The organism is Niveibacterium sp. 24ML, from assembly GCF_026586805.1.
GTDB lineage: Bacteria > Pseudomonadota > Gammaproteobacteria > Burkholderiales > Rhodocyclaceae > Niveibacterium.
The window spans coordinates 45,155-66,246 of the sequence record NZ_JAPFHA010000015.1 but is presented as its reverse complement, the minus strand read 5'-3'; the positions used below and the strand labels follow the sequence as shown (position 1 = coordinate 66,246).

Genomic DNA, 21,092 nt, shown 5'->3' with positions numbered 1-21,092 from the left:
GCGGCCGGTATCGTGCAATGCGTGATTGAAGCCATGCACCATCGTCAGGCTGACGTCAGGCGCATAGAGGAACCTTTAATTTTACGGCAGCCAAGAAATCACGTCGACCCAATGCAACTTCCTGGCGCAGCATCGATTGCACACCATACGCCTCCGTTCGCCTTTGGAGCCCACTCCCGCTCTGCTAGAATCGCTGTCACAACAAGAATCGGACCGGTCGTGCGGCGAGGCCAGAATCCCTCGTCAGCCCGCGGAGCAAGCCATGTCGTTTGAGAGCTTTGTCATCATTGGCCGCACCCGGGAAGGGCGCACGTTTCGCCCCAGCGACTGGGCGGATCGCCTTTGCGGCATCATGTCGGCCTTCGGCGCAGAAAAGCGGATGCGCTATTCACCGTACGTGCGCCCTGGCTGCACGCTTACCGGCGAAAAGTGTGTCGTCGTCGACAAGCGCCTGCACGAACTTGAGCCGCTCGCCTACAACTTTCTGGCCAATTTCGCCAAAGACAACGACTTGCAGGTCGACGCCCTCGCTGAAGAATGAGCCACCGGCATCGGGCGCTCGACGCGCGTCGCACAAACAAAAATGGCTTCCCGAGGGAAGCCATTTTCAGTTCGTGCGCAAGGGCTCAGGCGGCAGCACCCATCGCCTTGATCGCGGCGGAAAGACGCGACTTGTGGCGAGCAGCCTTGTTCTTGTGAACGATTTTCTTGTCAGCGACCGAGTCGATAGTGCTCATCGACTGTTCGAAGACTTGCTTTGCAGCAGCCTGATCGCCCGCATCGATGGCCTTACGAACCGCCTTGATCGCGGTGCGCAGGCGTGAACGGAGGCTGGCGTTGTGAGCTCGCGCCTTGAGCGCCTGGCGCGCGCGTTTGCGGGCTTGTACCGAGTTGGCCATGTTGGAACGTCCAGTTAGTATTCGTACAGAAAGCCGGCGATTTTATCGACATTCCGGCAGTATGGCAAGCCTTTAGTTGGCATAGACTTGCGGGGGTCGCTATTATCGCTTGCTTGGCTCTCTTGCGGCGTTTTCAGTGAACCTTCTCAAAGCTCTCGCCACCGTCAGCGGCATGACGCTGCTGTCACGGACTCTCGGTTTCGTCAGGGATTTCGTCATCGCCCGCGCCTTTGGCGCCGGCGTCTATACCGATGCATTCGTGGTGGCCTTCCGGCTTCCGAACCTGCTGCGACGCCTGTTTGCCGAAGGCGCGTTCTCGCAGGCCTTCGTGCCGATTCTGTCAGAGTACAAGAACAAGCGCTCTGAAGCGGAAACCAAGGCGCTGGTGGACCACGTCGCAAGCCTGCTCGGCTTGGCGGTCGCGTTCGTAGCCCTGCTCGGCGTGATCTTCGCCCCGGTGGTGATCCTGGTCACAGCCCCTGGCTTTGCCAAAGATGCGGACAAGTTCGCGCTGACGGTTGAGCTGACGCGAATCACCTTTCCGTACATTCTGTTCATGGCGTTGGTCGCGCTGGCCGGGGGCATCCTCAATGCGTGGAGCCGCTTCTCGGTGCCCGCATTTACGCCAGTCCTGCTGAATATTTCATTCATTGGCATGGCATTGTTTGCCGCGCCCTACTTCGATCCGCCCGTGCTGGTGCTGGGCTGGGCGGTGTTTCTTGGCGGGCTGTTGCAGCTCGCGTTCCAGGTGCCCGCGCTCAAGCAGATCGGCATGTTGCCAAGGTTCCGACCAGACTGGTCCGACCCCGGCGTGCGACGCGTGCTCAAGCTGATGGCGCCTGCAACGGTGGGCGTATCGGTTGCGCAGATCAGCCTGCTGATCAACACGGTGTTTGCATCCTTCCTGCCCACCGGCAGCGTCTCGTGGCTTTACTACGCTGACCGTCTGATGGAGTTCCCTTCGGGCATGCTCGGGGTAGCACTGGGGACGATCCTGCTGCCAAGCCTTTCCAAGCTGCATGCGCAAGACAAGCCGGAGGAGTTCTCGGCGCTGCTTGACTGGGGCCTGCGCCTGGCGCTGATCCTGACGCTTCCGGCCGTACTCGGCATTGCGATCCTTGCAATTCCCCTGATCACAACACTGTTTCACTACGGTGCGTTCAACAGCGTCGACGTCGAACAAACCCGCGCTGCGCTGCTGGCCTACACGGTCGGGCTGACCGGCATCATCCTGGTGAAGATCCTTGCGCCGGCGTTCTATTCCCGCCAGGACGTGCGCACGCCGGTGAAGATCGCGATCCTGACACTGGTGGTGACGCAGGCGCTGAACCTCGTCTTTATCTCCACGCTCACACACGCGCACGCGGGCCTCGCGCTATCAATCGGACTTGCCGCCAGCCTCAATGCATTCCTGCTTTACCGAGGACTGCGCCAACGCAAGGTGTTCATGCCGCAACCGGGCTGGGGACGCTTCGCGCTGCGCCTGGCAGGCGCCTTGGGCGTGATGGCGATCGTGCTCTGGTTTGGCATGGGCAGCGAAGCGCAATGGCTGGAAATGCACGGACTGGTTCGCGTCGGCATGCTGGGCACAGTTGTGTTCGCTGGCGCAGCGAGCTATTTTGCTGTGCTGTTTGCGCTTGGGCTTCGCATATCGGATCTGAAGCGGCGCAGCTGAAGCAGGCATTCGACGTTCAGACCGCCGGCACTGAGTAAACGCTGGCCCCCGCACCCAGGGAGACACCGCATGAAACTCTGGAGTAGCAGCATCGGCAATGGCGCGCCAATCGACGGCGCCTTCGCGTTCGCCATTCAATCGCCGCAAGGGCACATTGCCCTCTCACACAACCGCAATCCGCATCTGGCATGGTCTGAAGCGCCAGCGGGCACACGCTCCTTCGTGCTCTTGTGCCACGACCCGGACGTACCCAGCCACGGTGACGATGTGAACAAGGAAGATCGCACGGTACCCGCCGACCTGCCGCGGGTGGATTTCTTTCACTGGGTCCTGATCGATATTCCCCCTGATGTGAACGAAATCGCCGAGGGGAGCATGAGCGATTGCATCACCCCGCGCGGCAAGCCCGGCGGTAGCAATGAGTTCATGCGGCAAGGCATCAACGATTACACCGGCTGGTTTGCGGGCGATCCGCAGATGGCGGGCGACTACCACGGTTATGACGGCCCCTGCCCGCCCTGGAACGATGAGCGCCCGCACCGCTACATCTTTACGCTTTACGCGCTATCCATCGCCCACTTGCCATTGAGCGGGCGATTCGACGGCCATCAGGTGCGCCAGGCAATTGCCGCGCACACCATTTCAGAAGCGTCGATCTTCGGCCGTTACACACTGAATCCATCCGTTGCACTTTGACCACACGGCCCCTCCACCTGCGGAGTCCAGATGTCTCATGAAAGCGGCGGCGAACTCGGTGTCATCGAAATCCTCAAGGCAAGTCGGCTCTTCTGCCAACTCGACGACACATCGATGGCGCAGCTGGTCGACAACCTTCGCCCACTGCGAGTCGCCGCCGGTGAGTTGTTGTTCCGCGAAGGGGAACCCGCCGACAGCCTGATCATCGTGCTCTCGGGCCGCTTGCGGGTATCGCGCCGCGACCGCGATGGCGGCCTTCTGCTCTACAACGAACTGTGCCCGGGTGAATGCATCGGCGAAGCCGGCATGATCCTGCGCCAGAAACGCACCAATGACGTGATCGCCCTGCGCGATTCCACCGTCGCGGCGCTCACGCGCAGCGGTTACGAGGCCTTGCTCAACGCCAGCCCGCTGGTCTTCAGCGAGGTCTTCTCGCAGGCCATCTATCACTATTTGCGGCACATCCCGCAGCTGAGCGAGCATCGCCGGGCCCAGTCCTTCGCCATCGTGCCGCTGCAGCCCGGCAATGAAGCCACATTGCTTGCACGCGGATTGGCGAAGGCACTCTCGCATGAGCGGGTGCGCCACCTAAGTCCACTCGCCACCATTGCAGATGGCGAAGGCGACAGCGAAATCGCCCGTCGGCTCGGCCCGATCGACCAGCTGGAAATCAACGCCGACTACCTGATCTACGAAGCCGAAGCGAGCCTGACAGCCTGGACGCGATTTGCGGTGCGGCAGGCGGATCAAGTGATCTTCGTAGCGCCCGCTGACAGCGCGCCCGCTGCTGGCGCGCTGGAACTGCGCATTCGTGAAGACGCCGGCTTCTCGTTCAAACGCCACCACATCGTGGTGGTTCATGGCGCCACGGCCTCGCAACCCACCGCCCCCGGGCCTTGGCGTGCAGATCGAGAGGTCGAGCGGGTCTACCTGACCCGGCGCGGCAGTGAAGAGGACTACGCCAGCCTGGCGCGCTTCCTCACCGGGCGCGCAGTCGGCGTAGTGCTGGGTGGGGGCGGCGCCCGCGGGTTTGCCCACCTTGGCGTGCTGCGTGCACTGCGCGAGGCCCGCATCCCGATCGACCTGGTCGGCGGCAACAGCATGGGGGCATTGATCGGCGCCCAGTTCGCATGCGGCGAAAGCCTCGAAGCGATCCAGGCAAACACGGTGGCCTTTGCAACCGGCGGCGAGCGCCCGGCTGTCCCCCTGATATCCATTCTCTCCGGCCGCCGGATCGAACGCGACCTGCGCAAGATGTTTGGCGACATCAGCATTGATACGCTCTGGCGGCCATTCTTTGCAGCGGCCTGCAACCTGAGCCGCGCCTGCACCACCGTGCAGGAAAGCGGCCCGCTCTGGCGCGCCGTGCTCGCCAGCAACTCGCCCGCCGGACTGCTGCCACCCGTGCTGCATGAGGGGGATCTGCTGGTCGACGGCGCAATACTCGACAACGTACCGGTCGAAGCCATGCGCACGCGCCTCGGGACCAGGCTGGAGAAGCGGCGCGGCAATGGCACCGTGATCGCGATCGACGTCGACGTGCGGGAAGCCCTGCAAGTCTCGGCGGAGATGCGACGCCTCTCGCCCTGGCGCAAGATCAAGGGCCACTTGTCGAGCGACGCTGCACCCACGCCGGGCATCGGCGACATCCTCTATCGCGCCAGTCACATGGGCGGCCTGACGCAACGCGGGCGCACCATCTCGATGGCCGATCACTACCTTGAACCACCGGTGGCCGAATTCGCGCTGATGGCCTACCGGCGCGCAAACGAGATTGTCGAAGCGGGCTATCGCTACGCGTGCACAGAAATCGAGAAATGGGATCGCCAGACGCTGCCACGGTGACGGATTCCCAGCTCCCGTTATCGCTGAGCCAGCACGAAGTCTGGCTCGATCAACGTGCCTGGCCCGCCAGTCCGCATTTGATCATCGGCGGCGCGATGCACCTGCGCGGCCGCTTCAGCCGCGAATTGATGCAGTCCGCACTCGACCGCATGGTCGACGAGTGCGACGTATTCCGGCTGGTGCCGCACGCGGGCGGCGGCCAGACCCTGCTCAGCACCTACCGCCAGGCCTTGATATGGCTGACGCTGCAAGACAGCACAGAAGACATGCGGCAGGCCTCGCAGTCGTGGTGGGAGTCTTCGCTGCAACAGCCCTTCGTCATGGACGCCACGCCGCCGTGGCGGATTGCGGTGCTGCGCAAGAGCGACACCGAGCACTGCGTGATCATCCAGTTCCATCATCTGGTGATGGATGGCTGGGGCACCACCCAGGTATTCCGCCGCTGGAGCGAGCACTATGCCGCCCTCGCCGCCGGTGAAACCACCGCGCCGCCGGCCGACGGTGACTATGTCCGCTACATCGACGAGTGCCAGCACTATCGGGCTTCGCCCGAGTTCGGGCGCGACCGCGAATTCTGGGCAGAGCAACTGCCACAGCTTCCTGCCCCCCTGTTCGACCGCCATGCGCTGAGCCTCCGCAGCGACAGCCAGGCCGCGCACGCAACGCTGCCGCACGCCAGCGTCGCGGCCATTCCGCTCGCGCGGCGAGACTATGCGCGGATCGTCGAAACCACCAGCGCACCGGGCCTCTCGGCGTTTTGCTTGTTTCTGGCAGCGCTTGCACTGTATTTCTGCCGCGCGCGCGGGGTCGGCGAAGTCGTGATCGGTGTGCCCAGCCTCAATCGCAACGGCAAGCGCCACAAAGCCACGCCGGGCATGTTCGTCGGCGTGATCCCGTTACGGATCGCGCTTGACCTGAACGCGCCAGTCGCCGATTTGCTCGCAAGCGTCGCGCGCAGCTTGCGCAGCGCGCTGCGCCATGCGCGTTTTCCGCTCAGTGAAATCGCCCGCCAGCTGCAGGCCATCCGCAGCCACCGCGACAGCATTTTTGACGTGATGCTGTCCTACGAACGCCAGGATTACTCGGTCACGTTCGGCGACGCCGGGCCGATTGACTCCTGGCAGCTCTTCCCCGGACTCGCCCGCTACCCGCTGGGGATCACCGTGTGCGAGTTCGATGCCGAAGGCGACCTGGCGCTGGTGCTCGAAGGCAGCAACGCCTGCTTTGCCACCGGCGAAGTTCAGCTGCTGGCCGAGCGCCTGCGGCATGTGATGTGCGCCATGGCCACCCAGCCCGAGGCGCGGGCTGACGAGATTGACATCCTGCCTGCGAGCGAACGCGTTGCCGTGATCGAGGGCGTGCATCGCGCGCTGCGGGTCACGGCATCCCCGGAACCCTTCATCCAGCAATTTGAAGCCCAGGCCCGCGCCCACCCGGACGCGATGGCTTTGGTCTGGGACGGCGGCCGCATGGACTACGCCGAGCTCGATCGCCAGGCCCTGGCGACCGCGCATCGCCTGCGGCAATCGGGCGTGGCGCGCGGCAGCATCGTGGCGCTTTGCATGCGGCGATCGGCCGATGTGGTCATCGCCATCCTCGGCATTGCGAAGGCCGGCGCCGCCTTTCTGCCCCTGGATGCCGACGCGCCGGATGCGCGGATCGCCGTCGTGCTGGCCGAGAGCCAGGCCGCCGCCGTGATTGCCGACGCCAGAGAGCACGACCGTCTGGCGCCCCTGCATCCGGTGGTGCTGCGGCCAGCCTCGATGCCCTCAAGCACGCCGATCGCGCCGCACTGGCCGGCGGCCACCGCGAGCGACCCCGCCTACGTGCTGTTCACCTCGGGGTCAACCGGGCGCCCGAAGGGCGTACTGGTCGAACACGGCGCCCTCTCACGGCGCCTTGGCTGGATTGCGCGCACCTACGCCATCACGCCACAAGACTGCGCCGCCCAGGCCACGCAACTGACCTTTGACCCTGCGCTGATCGAGCTCCTGCTGCCGCTCAGCCATGGCGCCAGCGTTGCCTTGCCGCCGCCGGGGCGCCTGGCCTCTGAAACCATTGCCCAGTTTGCCGCGCGGCACGGGGTCACCATCATGGCCTTCGTGCCCTCGACGCTGCAGCGCTTCATTGATGCGGCGGCCGAAATCAAGGGGCTCAAACTGCGCGTTGCCTGTTGCGGCGGCGACGTGCTGCCACCGGCCACCGCGCAGCGCTTTCTGAACGAGACCAAGGCGCGACTGTTCAATGTGTACGGGCCGACCGAAGCATGCATTTTCGCCACTGCATGGCCATGCAGCGCAGACGATGGCGCGAGCAGCCTGCCGGTCGGCATGCCGATTGACGACACGCGAATCTACGTGCTCGACGCACAGCGGCGGCCGGTGCCGTTTGGCTGTGCGGGCGACATCTACATTGGCGGCGGCACGCTGGCGCGCGGCTACCTCAACCGCCCGGACCTGGACCGCGACGCCTTCCTGCCCGACCCCTTCCTCGCGGGCGAGCGCATCTACCGCAGCGGAGACCGCGGCTGGATCGGGCAGAACGGGGCGCTGCACTTCCTTGGCCGGGTCGATCGGCAGATCAAGCTCAGGGGCTATCGTGTCGAACCGGCGGAAATCGAAGCCACCCTGCTATCCGCCAACGGGGTGAACCAGGCCGCCGTGCGCGTGCTCGACCAGGACGGCCCAGCGCGCCTGCACGCCTGGGTTGCGGCCAGCACGCAAGACAGCGCCAGCCTGCATCGTCACCTGCGCAGCCGTTTGCCCGATTACATGCTGCCCGGTGGCATCACGATCATGCCGGCCCTGCCGCTGAACAACACGGGCAAGGTCGATTACAGCGCACTGCCGATTCCGCCCGCCAATGCCGGCGACGCGCCGCCCCGCGCGCCACGCACCGAACTGGAACGCGAGCTGCAATCGATCTGGGAAGCGGCGCTCAAGCGCGAGCACATCGGCATCGACCACGACTTCTTCGAACTGGGGGGCGACTCGCTGGCCGCCGTCGACATCCTCGCGGGCGTTCAGCGCGCAACCGGCAAACAGCTCTCGCTGCTGACGCTGACCGAGAACCCCAGTGTTGCCCAACTGGCCAGCGCCCTCGAAGAAGCATCCGGTCCGGCGCGGCTGCTACTGCCGCTAGGCCTTCAGCTTGGCGACCGCACGGTCTTCCTTGCCGCCTCGGGCCATGGCGACCTGCTGCGCTTCCAGGCCCTGGCCCGCGCACTGGGCCCGCGGGTGAACCTGCTGATGCTGCAACCGCCTAACGACGGCAAGTTCGAAAGCATGAGCGCACTTGCCGCGCTGTACGCCGACAAAATTGCGCCACGCGCACACACTGCGGTGACCATCGCCGGGTTTTCGGTGGGCGGCATTGCGGCGCTCGAAACTGCACGCACCCTCCAGGCGCGCGGCATCGAAGTGCGTGAACTGGTCCTGATCGATACCGTTTTCCCCGGCCCCCTGCTGCGCCGCCCGCGATTCTGGCGCCTGCTCGCATGGCTGACGCGAAACCTCTATGTGCAGGAACTGAGCATGAACGGGCGCCGGCTTGGCGCCATGTTCAGCGATTCCGGGCTCGTATCGCAGGTCATGGCGCTGCACGACTATCGCCCGCAAGCCTTTGCCGGCCGCACCTGCCTCATCAAGTCATCGGGCCTGGCAAACTGGGATCGCTGGCTCTTCCGCCCCTGGCAAAAGCTGCCCCACGGCGAGCTGCGGATTCGCGAGATCACCGGCCTGCACGGCTCGGTCTTCGAGGCCGGCCATGTCGATGCACTGGCGGCCGTGTTGCGCAGCGAGTTTGACACCCCTGACTAGGCCACGATGCCCCAGCAACCGATTGCCCATACCGACGCCCGACAGCTTCATCGCAAGCGTCGCGCATTCACCCTGGCCTTGGTGGCACTGATTGCCCTGACGCTGGCGTGGCAGTTCTCGCCACTTCGGCAGGTGATCGATCTTGAACGCATGGTCACCGCCATTCGAAGCGGCGGGCGCCAGTTCGGCGCCCTGGCGGCCATCGGCGGCTTTGCCGTGGCGAGCGCGATTGCCGTGCCCCTGAGCCTGCTCACCCTGATTACGGCACTCGCTTTCGGCCCCGCCCTGGGCATTGCATACAGCCTTGCGGGGGCCACGCTGGGGGGCGCAATCAGCTTCCAGTGCGGGCGTTTGCTCGGTTACGACGTCATCCGGCGACTGGCCGGCCCCCGCGTGCAGCACGTGAGCAAGCGGCTCGGCGAACGCGGGCTGGTCAGTGCCATCGCACTGCGGATGGTGCCGGTGGCACCGTTTGCGGCGGTGAACATGGTGGCCGGCGCGAGCGCCATCCGCTTGCGGCACTTCCTGCTCGGCAGCGCAATCGGCATGCTGCCGCTGGTGTTCTTCAGTGCGCTGTTTGCCGAACAGATCGTCCGCGCGGCCACGCAGCCGAACTGGCTGACATGGGGCTTCATCGGCCTGACCCTGGCCCTGCTTGCGGTTGGATCAAGCGTCTTGCGGCGCTGGTGGAAAGAAGCGGAATGAGCGCACCGGGGGGGGGGGGGGGGGGGGCCGCAGCCCCCGCGCCGGGCACCGATCAGACGAGGGCCTCGAAGGCGCGCGCGGTAATCGCGTCGACGCTGCCCTGCCCAGAGATCATGCGGTACTTGGGAGCCTTGGCATCGCCCGTGCTCGCCCAGTCGCTGTAGTACTTGACCAGCGGAGCGGTTTGCGAGTGGTAGACCTCAAGACGCTTCTTGACGGTTTCCTCGCGGTCGTCGTCGCGCTGCACCAGCGGCTCGCCGGTGACATCGTCGACGCCCTCGACCTTGGGCGGGTTGAAGACCACGTGATACGTGCGGCCAGAGGCCAGGTGGGCACGACGGCCGCTCATGCGGGTGACGATGTCGGAATCCGGCACGTCGATCTGCAGCACGAAGTCGAGCGCCACGCCGGAGCTCTTGAGTGCGTCCGCCTGCGGCAGCGTGCGCGGGAAGCCGTCAAAGAGGTAGCCGTTGGCGCAGTCCGGCTGCGACAGACGCTCTTTCACCAAGCCGATGATGAGGTCGTCGGACACCAGTTGGCCGGCATCCATGACCTGCTTCGCGGCCAGCCCCAGTGGCGTGCCTTCCTTGATCGCCGCACGCAGCATGTCGCCGGTGGAAATCTGCGGAATGCCGAATTTCTCGGTGATGAACTTGGCTTGAGTACCCTTGCCCGCGCCCGGCGGACCCAACAGAATCAGACGCATCTCCCCTTCTCCTGATATGTGTGGCGGCAGCGCAAGGATCGCGCTGCGCCCTTACCCTGAACTTACCGCTCGTTACCGGCGGCTTCGAAATGGGCCCGCACCCGGGCCAGATCCTCTGGCGTATCCACGCCCGCTGGCGGTGCCGATTCAAGCGCAATCACCCGAATCCGGTAACCGTGCCAAAGCGCCCGCAATTGCTCCAGCATTTCGATGGACTCAAGCGGCGACGGCGACAACTCGGCATAGCGGCGCAGAAACGAAACACGGTAGGCGTAGAGCCCGACGTGGCGCAGCGCACCCAAGTCGGGCGGCAGTGCATCACGCCCGCTCGCAAACGCGTCGCGCGCCCACGGCATCGGCGCGCGCGAAAAATACATGGCATTGCCCGCCGCGTCGCAGACCACCTTGACGACCGCCGGATTGAAAAACTCGGCGGCATCCTGAATTGGATGCGCGGCGGTCGCGATTGCGGCTTGCGGGTCGTCCGCCAGCGCTTGCGCCACGGCCGCCACCACGGCGGGGTCGATCAGGGGCTCATCACCCTGCACGTTGACCACGATCGTTTCATCCGTCCAGCCGAGCGTTTCAACCACTTCGGCCAGTCGATCGGTGCCGCTCGGATGATCTGGCCGCGTCATGATGGCGCGGCCGCCACATGCGGTGACCGCGGCATGGACATCCTGATGATCGGTGGCAACCCAGACCGACTGCGCACCCGACGCCGCGGCCCGCTCCATCACCCGGACCACCATCGGCTTGCCAGCAATATCGGCGAGCGGCTTGCCCGGCAGGCGGGTGGACGCAAAGCGCGCCGGCACAACCGCGTGAAACGACGCCGCCATGCTCAGGCGCCCGCCTCGTCGTCGCGCAGCGCGCGCGCCTCGTCCTCAAGCATCACCGGGATGCCGTCGCGCACCGGAAACGCAAGCCGGCACGGCTTGCACACCAGTTCGCCGGCCGTCTTGCGGAAGTCCAAAGGCCCCTTGCACAGGGGGCAGACCAGAATCTCAAGCAGTTTTGGGTCCATGCAGATGCTCCAGTACGCGATCGAGCGCCCCCGCGCGGATTTCTGCATCCACCGGCAGGACCCAGGTTTCCGAGGGCGCGAAAGCCTTCAATTTTATCGCATCCTTCTCTGTCACCACGAGCGTGTCTGCGTCTCGCAGCGCCACGTCCTCGGCCGTGAAGGGGTGATGGTCGGGGTAAGCCTCTTCGGCGACCGGGCGCAAACCAAAATCATGCAAGGTCGCGAAGAAGCGCTCGGGTCGGCCGATTCCGGCTAGCGCGCGAAGGCGCCGGTCAGCAAATTCATGCGGCGATCGCCGCTGACGCGGGTTCGACAAACGATAGAACGCGGTTGGCCACAGCCGCATGGAGAACACCGGCGCCGGCGGGCACTTGGCGCGCACCGCTGGCGGCAGATCGCCGTGCGCGAGCACCAGCTGGCATTCGGCCAGGCGAGAGACAGGCTCACGCAAGGGCCCGGCGGGCAACATCAAACGATTGCCCATCTGATGGGCGTCGACAACCACCACTTCCACCGTGCGGCGCAGGCGATAGTGCTGCAGCCCGTCGTCGGTGACGATGACATCGACTTCCGGATGCACGGCACGCATGGCTTGCACGGCCGCCACCCGATCGCGCCCGATCCAGATCGGGCAAGCGCAGCGCTGCGCCAGCAGCACCGGCTCATCGCCACTCAAAGCGGGGTCCGTGTCGCGCTCAACAGCCAGGCTACCCTCTGCCCGGCCACCGTAGCCACGGCTGACAACACCCGGGTGGTAACCCGCTGCGCGAAGCGCCTCGACCAGCCAGATGACGACGGGCGTCTTGCCGCTCCCGCCCACCGCAATATTACCCACCACCACGACCGGCACGCCCACATCAAAACTGCGCAGCCAGCCCTGGCGAAACGCAACACGGCGCAGCGCAACCAGCCCACGAAACAGCAGCGAGAGCGGAAACAGAAACGCCGCGATCAGACCGCGGCGTTTCCAGAATCGAGGCGCGGATCGCACTATCAGTTCTGCGAAGCCTGCGTCGCGAAGGTGATTTGCGGCAAGCCAGCCGTCTGAGCCGCCTGCATCACGTCGATCACGGCCTGATGCGGCGTCTTGGCATCGGCGTTGATGATCACGACCGGCTCCTTGTCGCTTTCAGGACGCGCCCGGCGCAGTGCTTCGGCAATGCTTGCCGGGTCACGCGCGCCAACCGGCACACGGTTGACCGTCACATCGCCGTTGGCGCTGACGATCACGTCAATCTCGTTCGGCACGCTGGGTGTCGCCGGCGAGGCGGCAGTCGGCAGGTTGATCTCAAGCCCGGAGTACTTCGAGTAGGTGGTCGTGAGCATCAGGAAGATGATGATCACGAGCATCACGTCGATCAGCGGGATCAGGTTGATCTCGACTTCTTCGGTACGGCGACCGCGGCGGAAATTCATCAGGCGACTCCGGGCCGGTCAGCGACGTTCGCCGTGCAGCACTTCGACCAGCTTGATGGCCTGCTGCTCCATTTCGACGACAAAATCATCAACCTGGGCGCGGAAGTGGCGGTAGGCGATCAAGGACGGGATTGCGATCATCAAGCCAAAGCCGGTGTTGTAGAGCGCCACCGAGATACCGTGCGCGAGTTGCTGCGGATTCGTTCCGGTTGGCGATGTTGCGCCAAAGATCTCGATCATGCCGATCACGGTGCCGAACAGGCCAAGCAGCGGCGTCACGGTGGAGATTGTCCCCAAGGTCGTGAGGAAGCGGCCCATTTCATGCGCCACGGCGCCACCAGCCTCTTCGATCGACTCTTTCATCACGTCACGCGAGGACTTTGCGTTCTTGAGGCCAGCAGCAAGCACGCGCCCGAGCGGCGAGTGATTGGCGACGCGCAAGACGAGATCATCCGAAATGCCACCCTGCCGCAGCTCGCCGATGATCTTGTCCACCAGCCCTGCCGGGACGATTTTGCTGCGACGCAACGCAACGACACGCTCAATGATCAGCGCAAGGGCAATGACCGAAGCCACGATCAGAAAGTAGATCGGCCAACCGGCAGCCTGAATGATCGCCAACACTGTGCAACTCCTGTAGATGCGGGTAAATCGCGAAGCCTGAGACTTTAGCGCGGCGGCATGGTAAGCGGCAAGTTTGCTGACGGACGGCACAATCCACAAAATCTGTGGATAAGTCGGTGGATTGCTTCTTCAGCGGCGCGCTAAGTGGCCGTCCCGAAAGGGATTTTTTTGCTGCGATCAAAAATGAAGCTGTGATTAAAGACCATATTTTTCAGCAACTTACAAGCCCCAGACACAATTAATTCGAAAACTCGCCCAATCTCCCCTGGCGCGGTGGCGGGTGTGGATTCCGCTAGAATGAAGCCAATGTTTACGCGCCCTGAGACCGAGAATCGCCCTGCAGAGCAGGCCGTGGCTGTGTCGGAGTTTGTCCGACAAGCGCGCGCACTGCTTGAGCGCTCGTTTCCGCTCGGATGGGTCGCCGGCGAGGTCGCCAGCCTGACCCGGGCCGCGTCAGGACACTGCTACTTCACACTCCGCGACAGTGCCGCGCAAGTGCGCTGCGTCATGTACCGATCGCGCGCCCAATTGCTGCCATTCCAGTTGCGCGAGGGCCAGCAGGTCGAGGTGCGCGCACTCACCACGCTTTACGAGGCGCGCGGCGAGTTCCAGTTGCAGGTCGAAAACATCCGCCAGGCCGGCCAGGGCAACTTGTTCGAAGCCTTCTTGCGACTCAAGGAACGCCTCAATGCTGAAGGCTTGTTCGATGAGGCCCGCAAACGCCCGCTGCCGCCACTGCCGGGCAGAATCGGCATCGTGACATCAACGGCCGGCGCAGCGCTGCATGACGTTCTGGTTGCACTGCAACGGCGCGCGCCGCACCTCCCGCTCGTGATCTACCCCAGTCCGGTGCAGGGCGCTGACGCAGGGCGGCGACTTACCGAGGCGGTGAGTACGGCAGGCAGGCGTGCCAAGCTCGATGGTGTGGATCTGCTGCTCCTCTGCCGCGGCGGCGGGAGCCTGGAGGATCTTTGGGCATTCAACGATGAAGCGCTGGTCCGGGCGATCGCGGCCTGCCCGATTCCGGTGATAGCGGGCATCGGCCACGAGACCGACTTCACGCTGAGCGACTTTGTTGCCGATCTGCGTGCCGCAACCCCCACTGCGGCGGCCGAACTGGCAAGTGCAGGCACGCTCCGCGCAAGCCAGACGCTGGCCCAGCTGTCCGAATCGCTGCGGGACGCGATGCAGCACAGGCTGGACAGCGCGTTCGAGCGACTTGACCGAAGCAACCTGCGGCTACGTCATCCGCGTGAACGCCTGGCGCGGCAGCAAGTACAGATCGCGGATCTTGCGGCGCGCATGAAACGCGCGTCCGCCACACGGCTTGAAAGGCTGCAGATGCGGCAAGAGATGCTGAGCCGGCAACTCGGCTCAGCCTTGCCATCGATCACACACTTGCGACTTCGACTCGACCAGTCCGCACTGCGCCTTGGCGCCGCACAAAGGCATCGCCTGCAAGCGCTGCACCAAGGCCTTGACGCGCTTGCGGCCCAGCTCGGAAGCCTGAACCCGGAATCGGTCCTTGCACGAGGCTTTGCGATTGTGCGCGATGGCGACGGCCGCATCCTCCGCACAGCGAGCGGCCTTGGCCCTGGCGACCCGATCAGCGTGCAGATGCACGATGCAAGCCTGCTCGCCCGCATTGAAACCCTGCAAGCGAAAGGGTCGAACGCCGACCCCCTGCAAGGCTAGAATTGCACTTCCAACCCACAGGAGCCAACAAAAATGGAACATACGCTGCCCGCTCTCCCTTACGCGAAAGACGCGCTGGTCCCGCACATCTCGGTCGAGACCTTCGACTACCACTACGCCAAGCACCACCAGGCCTACGTGACCAACCTGAACAACCTGATCAAGGGCACCGAGTTCGAAGCCCTCGATCTGGAAGCCATCGTGAAGAAGGCACCGGCCGGCGGCGTCTATAACAACGCGGCCCAGGTCTGGAACCACACGTTCTTCTGGAATTCGATGAAGCCCAATGGCGGCGGCGCCCCGAGCGGCAAGCTGGCCGACGCCATCAACGCCAAGTTCGGTAGCTTCGATGCATTCAAGGAAGCCTTCACCAAGAGCGCAGTCGGCAACTTCGGATCCGGCTGGACCTGGCTGGTCAAGAAGGCGGACGGCTCCGTCGATATCGTGAACATGGGCCCGGCTGGCACCCCGCTGACCACGGGCGACACCGCGCTGCTGACGATCGACGTATGGGAGCACGCCTACTACATCGACTACCGCAACGCACGCCCGAAGTTCGTCGAAGTCTTCCTCAACCAGCTTGCAAACTGGGATTTCGCAGCGGCCAACTTCGGTAGCTGATATCCGTCGGGCCGCGCCTCGCGGCCCTTCATCGCCGCGGCGTCCAAGTGACGCCGCGGTAGTTTTGGGCGCACAATCCCGCGAAACACGGGCAGCGGCATGCAGATAGCGGGAATCAGACCCTTTGCTGCACGGCCCCTTCAGTTCCCGACAGTCTGGCCGTAAATAGACCCATCAAGTTGTTGTTTGCGCCTCATCAGCAACACGCCACGCGAAGTTAAAACGACGGGAGATCAGGGTGAGCGAGGCTCAGAATCATCCAGACGACGAGCTGGAATTCATTGACGATGAGCCCGAAGCGGAATCCGGTGGCGACGCTACGAATCGAAAGGTCTGGCGCGTACTGATCGTTGACGACGATCCGGACGTCCACCACACCACCTTGCTGGCGATGCGGAACCAGACGATCCTGCACCGCCAGATCCAGTTTCTGCACACCTATTCAGCCCTGCAAACCCGCGAGTTGCTGCTGCATGAGCGCGACATCGCGGTGATCCTGCTCGATGTGGTGATGGAGAACGAAGATGCCGGCCTGCGGCTGGTGAAGACCATTCGCGAAGATCTCTCGATGCCGGAGACCCGGATCATCCTGCGCACCGGCCAACCCGGTTACGCGCCGGAAATCGACGCGATCCGCGATTACGACATCAACGACTACAAGACCAAGTCTGAGCTGACCCGCAACAAGCTCTACACCACGCTGACTGCCGCAATTCGCAGCTACGAGCAAATCCGCACCATCAATGCCGGGCGACGCGGGCTCGACATGATCGTGCGGGCCAGCGCCGATCTCATGCAACGGCACGGTGTTCGCAATTTCGCGGCTGGCGTGATTACCCAGATCGCGGGGCTGCTGGGCCTCGCGCCCGAAGGGCTGGTTTGTGCGCACGACACCAGCGGTGGCATCAACCTAGGCAGCAACGACGTCACCGTGATCGCGGCCGCAGGTCGCTACGCCGACCTCATCAACCGCCCGGTGGATTCGATCAGTGATGCGCAGGTTCGCCAGGCGCTCGAGCGCTGCCTGCAAAGCCAGCGCAACCTCTACGATGGGCCGGGAACCACGCTCTTCTTCCATAATCGTCATGGCGACGTGGCTGCCTATCTGGACACCCGTGAGAGCCTTGACGACATCGACCGCCGCCTCCTCGAAGTGTTCTGCGTCAACATCGCCGTCGGGTTCGACAACGCAGCGCTGTTCTCGCGGCTGAATTCCTTCGCCTACTTTGACCAGCTCTCGCGCCTGCCCAACCGCGCTCACTTCATTCAGCACATCGATCGCCTGCTCGCGGCCCCCGATCACGGCAAGCAGATTCTGGCGCTGGTTGATCTAGACCACTTCGCTGAGACCAACGATGCCTTGGGTCACCGCTTCGGTGATCGACTGTTGCAAGAGGTCGCCAGCCGCTTGAAACAATCGGTCAGCCCGCGCGTGATTGTCGCGCGTATCTCGGGGGACACCTTTGGCCTGCTGGGCGCGAGCGATGACCTGTCGCCAACGCAGCTCATGGGCCTATTCAACACGCCATTCACCGTGGATGGGCAGGAGTTGATGGTGTCAATCACCTGTGGCGTGCTGAATCTGGCCGATGCGGGCAACAGCGGGGCCGAAGCGCTCAAGGACGCGAACATCGCGCTCAAGCGCGCCAAGCAGGGCAATCGCGGCGAGGTCAATTACTTCACCCGCGAGATGAGCATCGAAATCCAGGAGCGGGTGAAGCTGCTTCAAGCGCTGCGGCACGCTTTCGACAATGAGCGCCTGTTCATGGTGTACCAGCCGCAGGTCAATCTGGTCACCCGCAAGGCGATCGGACTGGAAGCACTGATCCGCTGGCGCGACGACGATGGAAAGATGGTGCCGCCCGATCGCTTCATCCCCCTGGCCGAGCACTCGGGGCTGATCGTGAATATCGGCGAATGGATTACCCGCGTGGCCTGCCACCAGCAGGCGCGGCTGGCGCGGGCAGGCTACGGGCACCTGCGCATGGCAATCAACGTATCGGTAAGCCAGTTCCGCCACCCGCGCTTCCCCTTCATGCTCAAGCGTGCAATTGAAGACAGCGGTTGCGACCCGGCCTGCATCGAGCTCGAAATCACCGAATCGATGGCGATGGTGGAAGCGGACTTCCTGCTGCACACGCTCGACAAGCTCAAGGAGTCGGGCATCACGGTTGCGGTTGATGATTTCGGCACCGGCTTTTCATCGCTGTCTTACCTGCAACGGCTCAATGTCGATCGGCTCAAGATCGACCGTGCATTCGTCAAGGAAATCACCGACTCAGGACGTGGCTCGCGCATCCCGGAGATGGTGATCCAGCTCAGCCACAAACTTGGGCTAGAGGTCATTGCCGAAGGGGTTGAAGACCTGGCGCAAGCCGACGCGCTGGAGAAACTCGGTTGCCACGAAGCACAAGGCTACTATTTTGGCCGCCCGATGGAGCCCGGCCCACTGATGGACTGGCTCTCCAATCAGGCGGTTTGACGACACATCAGTCGATGCGCTGCGCCCCGTCGCGGCGCCGGTGAACCCGCGGGCCCTTGCAGCAACCGCGGGCAAGAAAAAGCGCTCCCTCAGTCTTCGAGTTCTGCCTTCGCGGCCTCAACATCCAGCCGCTCCATCGCCTCGGCCGCTTCACATTCGGCGGCCTGAGCGTAGAGTTCCTCGGCCTTCTTCATGCGACTCTTGCCAAAAAGCAGCACGAGGCCATTGGCCATTTCCATGCGTGCGATGGCCGAAAACGGGATCAGCTCAAGGGCAGTCTCGAAGTGCTCAAGCGCACTGTCTTTCTTGGCGCCGTAAGTGAGCCCGCCGACGAGCGAACCAACCTTGTCGATCACCTCTGACTGGAAGGCCGCCAGCGCGATATGCGCCTCGGCATGGTCCGGCGCCAGTTCGAGCGTCTTCTCAAGGCTTGCGCGGATCTTGCCCCCCAAGCCCTTGGTCAGCGCTTCGCCCACTGAAATCTGCTGGCTGTATCGCCCCAGCGCGTAAGCATGAAAGTACCAGGCGTTTACGGCCTCGGGCATGTCCTTCTGCTGTGCTTCGGCGCGCGCGATGATCTGCTGGAAGATCTCGGTCTTCGCATCGTCGTCATCCACCATGTAGGTTGCCTGAATCATCGCGGCCTTGTTTGCCGCCGAGATGCCAGCGCCGCCGGCCTTGATGCCGGCCTCGAATGCGCCCGCAAAATCGCCGGCGTGATAGGCGCGCCAGGCATCCTGCACCGCGGCAGATTCGGGCCAGGGCTCGCAGTCGCCCTTGTGCAGACGGGCCCAGTTCTTCTTCAGGGCGTCGCCGGCATAATCGTATTGCTTTTCGGGATAGGGAAACTTCTTCCAGCCTTTGGTGCTCATGCGGGTCTCCTCCTCAGCGTTTCAGGTATTCGCGAGACAGTGCCTCGAAATGCTCGCGTGACTTGCCCTTCAGATACGGCGCCACCAGCGCCATGACCTGGTAGGCACCGCGAGTGAATCCCTCCCCTTCGATCTTCCCGCGCGGATCACGTGCGTACTCAAAACTGAGCCAGAAGGTGGATAGCACAACCATGTTCACCGCCAAGGTCTGGATCTGCGCGGTGCTCGCTTCCATCTCGCCATTGCTCACCAAGCCCTCGCACAGCGCCGCTGCGGTGCGCCCCTTGTGGGCGAGGATTGCGCGCAGATGGGTTTCCAGCAGCCGGTTGCGCGACAGCAGATCCGACAGATCACGGTAAAGGAATCGGTACTTCCAGATCAGCTCGAACAAGAGATGCAGAAACAGCCAGATGTCTTCGACATTGCTGCTTCGGCCAGCCGGGGCGGTCAACGTGAGGGTGATCTCACGTTCGAAGGCACCGAAGAGCTCTTCGAGCAGCTCATCCTTGCTGTGAAAGTGGTAGTAGAGATTGCCAGGCGAGATATCGAGTTCGTCAGCGATCGTGGTGGTGCTGACGTTGTGCTCGCCAAAATCATTGAAGAGCCGCAGGCTGGCTTCAAGAATCCGTTCGCGAGTCCGCCTCTTCGGCTTGTGCTCCATACCCCTCCTCCCCCAAGTCAGGCCCTCAAGCGTATCACCGCGTGCCGATCACCGGGATCAGCCAATAGCAAAAGGCCGCGCGTAAAGCGCGGCCTGCGTGGATGCGAGATCTTTACTTTGCGTGCGCACGCAACCAGCCTTCGAGCTCGTCTAGCGTATGGCGCAAAGACACCGATACCCTCGCGAGCCCCCGCGCCGGCTCAAGGCCCGGCAGGCTCTCATCGAGCAAGGTGCGGTGCGGGTCTCGCAACACATCAACCCGCAGCTTCACGCCGTGCCTTGCAAGAACCGGCTTGAGCATGTGACGGCGCCGCCAGAGATCGCGACGCGTCGTCTGATAGGCATGCTCACACAAGGTGTGGCGGTCGCGATAGCTGAACACATTGGCAAAGAACATCGCCGCATCATCGGCATGGGGCTCAAACAGAACGACATCCGCACCGGGGTACTGATGCTGGTAGCGATCCATACCGGTTCGCATCCGCGAGTGGATGATCGCGCGGAAGGTCTGTGACAACACAACCGGCAGACCGCCCTCAACCAGCTTGTGGCGCTCCTTGGCGCCCCGCTTTTCGGCCAGATTCGAATCGAATGGCACCAATGGATTGATACAGAAAACCAGGTTGGCGCCTTCCTTGAGCGCCACCGAGGCATGCAGCGTCTTGATCAAGGCGCCGTCAACAAAGTAGCGGCCGCGCACCTTCACCGGCGGAAAGAGCCCAGGCAGCGCCGAACTGGCCTGCACCGCGCGGGATATCGGCACATCATCCCAATCCTTGCCGCCGAAGGGCACCGATTCACCGGAATCAAGATCGGTAGCAACGATGAAGAGGCGATTGCTCAGCTTGCGAAAGTCATTGGTGCGGCCTGGCGCGCGGAACAGCCGTCCGAGGAACCGACCGATTCCGGCGTTGTTGAACACCCCCGTGGGCAAGGCTTGGCCAAGGCGGGCAAACGATTCGAACAAGCCGCGATCAAGCGGATCGAACACGAACTGCTTGAGCGACTTCCAGAACAATGGCGGCACACTGCTCGCACGCTGCCAGTACTCGCGAAACGCCGGCTTGAGCAGCACTTCCGGATCGAAAACCTCGTCCGATTTACCGTTGTCGATCAGCATGTGGGTCAAGCGCATCGGCGATATGCCGTTCGCCAGGGCGGCGGCAATGAAACTGCCCGAGCTCACACCCACGTAGATGTCCGCCTCGTTGAAATCGATCCCCTCGATTGCCTCGGCCAGCGCGGCAATCGCACCCACTTCATAGATGCCGCCCAAGGGGCCGCCACCCGCGAGCGCGACGCCGAACTTGCGGGGCGGCTTGCTATCTTCAGGGCTCATGATGTTTCCTC

19 protein-coding genes are annotated in these 21,092 nt (G+C 63.6%); 9 read left to right on the top strand and 10 right to left on the bottom strand.

What is annotated here, in order from left to right:
• Nucleotides 1–262 precede the first annotated feature (262 nt).
• Nucleotides 263–541, top strand: a complete 279-nt coding sequence (locus OPU71_RS13580) for a DUF3579 domain-containing protein (RefSeq protein ID WP_267728548.1) — start codon at nucleotides 263–265, stop codon at nucleotides 539–541.
• 85 nt (nucleotides 542–626) lie between these two features.
• On the opposite strand, the gene rpsT is transcribed toward OPU71_RS13580, so the two are convergent.
• Complete coding sequence (gene rpsT, locus OPU71_RS13575) at nucleotides 627–899, bottom strand: 30S ribosomal protein S20 (RefSeq protein ID WP_267728547.1); 273 nt, start codon at nucleotides 897–899, stop codon at nucleotides 627–629.
• Nucleotides 900–1,035: 136 nt separating this feature from the next.
• On the opposite strand from rpsT, the gene murJ reads away from it, so the two are divergent.
• The 5 genes from murJ to OPU71_RS13550 all read left to right on the top strand — a co-directional run bounded on the left by murJ (nucleotide 1,036) and on the right by OPU71_RS13550 (nucleotide 9,638).
• Nucleotides 1,036–2,574 (top strand): murein biosynthesis integral membrane protein MurJ, encoded by a 1,539-nt coding sequence (gene murJ, locus OPU71_RS13570; protein WP_267728546.1) that lies wholly within the window; start codon nucleotides 1,036–1,038, stop codon nucleotides 2,572–2,574.
• Between the two features lie 69 nt (nucleotides 2,575–2,643).
• Nucleotides 2,644–3,270: a YbhB/YbcL family Raf kinase inhibitor-like protein gene (locus OPU71_RS13565; RefSeq protein ID WP_267728545.1), complete on the top strand. Its 627-nt coding sequence runs from the start codon at nucleotides 2,644–2,646 to the stop codon at nucleotides 3,268–3,270.
• A 30-nt stretch (nucleotides 3,271–3,300) separates the two neighbouring features.
• On the top strand, nucleotides 3,301–5,115 hold the full coding sequence (locus OPU71_RS13560) for a patatin-like phospholipase family protein (protein WP_267728544.1): 1,815 nt from the start codon (nucleotides 3,301–3,303) through the stop codon (nucleotides 5,113–5,115).
• Complete coding sequence (locus tag OPU71_RS13555) at nucleotides 5,088–8,933, top strand: non-ribosomal peptide synthetase (protein WP_267728543.1); 3,846 nt, start codon at nucleotides 5,088–5,090, stop codon at nucleotides 8,931–8,933. Before OPU71_RS13560 ends, OPU71_RS13555 begins: the two co-directional genes overlap by 28 nt.
• 6 nt (nucleotides 8,934–8,939) lie before the next feature.
• The gene (locus OPU71_RS13550) at nucleotides 8,940–9,638 is read left to right on the top strand and encodes a TVP38/TMEM64 family protein (protein WP_267728542.1); all 699 of its coding nucleotides are present in this window, start codon (nucleotides 8,940–8,942) and stop codon (nucleotides 9,636–9,638) included.
• A gap of 52 nt (nucleotides 9,639–9,690) precedes the next feature.
• On the opposite strand, the gene adk is transcribed toward OPU71_RS13550, so the two are convergent.
• From adk to OPU71_RS13520, 6 genes are all read right to left on the bottom strand, one after another.
• Nucleotides 9,691–10,344 carry an adenylate kinase gene (adk, locus tag OPU71_RS13545; protein ID WP_267728541.1) on the bottom strand — a complete coding sequence of 218 codons (654 nt, stop codon included), beginning with the start codon at nucleotides 10,342–10,344 and terminating at the stop codon, nucleotides 9,691–9,693.
• A 62-nt stretch (nucleotides 10,345–10,406) separates the two neighbouring features.
• On the bottom strand, nucleotides 10,407–11,186 hold the full coding sequence (kdsB, locus tag OPU71_RS13540) for a 3-deoxy-manno-octulosonate cytidylyltransferase (RefSeq protein WP_267728540.1): 780 nt from the start codon (nucleotides 11,184–11,186) through the stop codon (nucleotides 10,407–10,409).
• 2 nt (nucleotides 11,187–11,188) lie between these two features.
• Nucleotides 11,189–11,371 carry a Trm112 family protein gene (locus OPU71_RS13535; RefSeq protein ID WP_267728539.1) on the bottom strand — a complete coding sequence of 61 codons (183 nt, stop codon included), beginning with the start codon at nucleotides 11,369–11,371 and terminating at the stop codon, nucleotides 11,189–11,191.
• Entirely contained in the window at nucleotides 11,352–12,362 is a 1,011-nt protein-coding gene (gene lpxK / locus OPU71_RS13530) for a tetraacyldisaccharide 4'-kinase (protein ID WP_324256066.1), read from the bottom strand. Before lpxK ends, OPU71_RS13535 begins: the two co-directional genes overlap by 20 nt.
• Nucleotides 12,363–12,364: 2 nt before the next feature.
• A complete protein-coding gene (locus OPU71_RS13525; protein WP_267728538.1) occupies nucleotides 12,365–12,787 on the bottom strand; it encodes an ExbD/TolR family protein in 423 nt (140 codons plus the stop codon).
• Nucleotides 12,788–12,805: 18 nt separating this feature from the next.
• Complete coding sequence (locus OPU71_RS13520; protein WP_267728537.1) at nucleotides 12,806–13,411, bottom strand: MotA/TolQ/ExbB proton channel family protein; 606 nt, start codon at nucleotides 13,409–13,411, stop codon at nucleotides 12,806–12,808.
• Nucleotides 13,412–13,708: 297 nt separating this feature from the next.
• On the opposite strand from OPU71_RS13520, the gene xseA reads away from it, so the two are divergent.
• From xseA to OPU71_RS13505, 3 genes are all read left to right on the top strand, one after another.
• Entirely contained in the window at nucleotides 13,709–15,106 is a 1,398-nt protein-coding gene (gene xseA / locus OPU71_RS13515; protein ID WP_267728536.1) for an exodeoxyribonuclease VII large subunit, read from the top strand.
• A 33-nt stretch (nucleotides 15,107–15,139) separates the two neighbouring features.
• On the top strand, nucleotides 15,140–15,727 hold the full coding sequence (locus OPU71_RS13510) for a superoxide dismutase (RefSeq protein ID WP_267728535.1): 588 nt from the start codon (nucleotides 15,140–15,142) through the stop codon (nucleotides 15,725–15,727).
• Between the two features lie 238 nt (nucleotides 15,728–15,965).
• Entirely contained in the window at nucleotides 15,966–18,209 is a 2,244-nt protein-coding gene (locus OPU71_RS13505) for a putative bifunctional diguanylate cyclase/phosphodiesterase (RefSeq protein WP_267728534.1), read from the top strand.
• A gap of 89 nt (nucleotides 18,210–18,298) precedes the next feature.
• Here OPU71_RS13505 and OPU71_RS13500 read toward each other — a convergent pair whose 3' ends face one another.
• From OPU71_RS13500 to OPU71_RS13490, 3 genes are all read right to left on the bottom strand, one after another.
• A complete protein-coding gene (locus tag OPU71_RS13500) occupies nucleotides 18,299–19,081 on the bottom strand; it encodes a hypothetical protein (protein WP_267728533.1) in 783 nt (260 codons plus the stop codon).
• 13 nt (nucleotides 19,082–19,094) lie between these two features.
• The gene (locus OPU71_RS13495; protein WP_267728532.1) at nucleotides 19,095–19,742 is read right to left on the bottom strand and encodes a TetR/AcrR family transcriptional regulator; all 648 of its coding nucleotides are present in this window, start codon (nucleotides 19,740–19,742) and stop codon (nucleotides 19,095–19,097) included.
• A gap of 112 nt (nucleotides 19,743–19,854) precedes the next feature.
• Nucleotides 19,855–21,081 (bottom strand): patatin-like phospholipase family protein, encoded by a 1,227-nt coding sequence (locus tag OPU71_RS13490; protein WP_267728531.1) that lies wholly within the window; start codon nucleotides 21,079–21,081, stop codon nucleotides 19,855–19,857.
• Nucleotides 21,082–21,092 lie beyond the last annotated feature (11 nt).

Excerpts from the sequence above, each read along its gene's own strand:
- rpsT (WP_267728547.1), bottom strand. The coding sequence starts at position 899 with ATGGCCAACTCGGTACAAGCCCGCAAACGCGCGCGCCAGGCGCTCAAG.
- OPU71_RS13565 (WP_267728545.1), top strand. The coding sequence starts at position 2,644 with ATGAAACTCTGGAGTAGCAGCATCGGCAATGGCGCGCCAATCGACGGC.
- OPU71_RS13555 (WP_267728543.1), top strand. The coding sequence starts at position 5,088 with ATGGGATCGCCAGACGCTGCCACGGTGACGGATTCCCAGCTCCCGTTA.
- OPU71_RS13560 (WP_267728544.1), top strand. The coding sequence starts at position 3,301 with ATGTCTCATGAAAGCGGCGGCGAACTCGGTGTCATCGAAATCCTCAAG.
- OPU71_RS13580 (WP_267728548.1), top strand. The coding sequence starts at position 263 with ATGTCGTTTGAGAGCTTTGTCATCATTGGCCGCACCCGGGAAGGGCGC.
- OPU71_RS13510 (WP_267728535.1), top strand. The coding sequence starts at position 15,140 with ATGGAACATACGCTGCCCGCTCTCCCTTACGCGAAAGACGCGCTGGTC.
- kdsB (WP_267728540.1), bottom strand. The coding sequence starts at position 11,186 with ATGGCGGCGTCGTTTCACGCGGTTGTGCCGGCGCGCTTTGCGTCCACC.
- OPU71_RS13500 (WP_267728533.1), bottom strand. The coding sequence starts at position 19,081 with ATGAGCACCAAAGGCTGGAAGAAGTTTCCCTATCCCGAAAAGCAATAC.
- OPU71_RS13525 (WP_267728538.1), bottom strand. The coding sequence starts at position 12,787 with ATGAATTTCCGCCGCGGTCGCCGTACCGAAGAAGTCGAGATCAACCTG.
- xseA (WP_267728536.1), top strand. The coding sequence starts at position 13,709 with ATGAAGCCAATGTTTACGCGCCCTGAGACCGAGAATCGCCCTGCAGAG.
- adk (WP_267728541.1), bottom strand. The coding sequence starts at position 10,344 with ATGCGTCTGATTCTGTTGGGTCCGCCGGGCGCGGGCAAGGGTACTCAA.
- OPU71_RS13490 (WP_267728531.1), bottom strand. The coding sequence starts at position 21,081 with ATGAGCCCTGAAGATAGCAAGCCGCCCCGCAAGTTCGGCGTCGCGCTC.
- OPU71_RS13535 (WP_267728539.1), bottom strand. The coding sequence starts at position 11,371 with ATGGACCCAAAACTGCTTGAGATTCTGGTCTGCCCCCTGTGCAAGGGG.
- OPU71_RS13495 (WP_267728532.1), bottom strand. The coding sequence starts at position 19,742 with ATGGAGCACAAGCCGAAGAGGCGGACTCGCGAACGGATTCTTGAAGCC.
- OPU71_RS13550 (WP_267728542.1), top strand. The coding sequence starts at position 8,940 with ATGCCCCAGCAACCGATTGCCCATACCGACGCCCGACAGCTTCATCGC.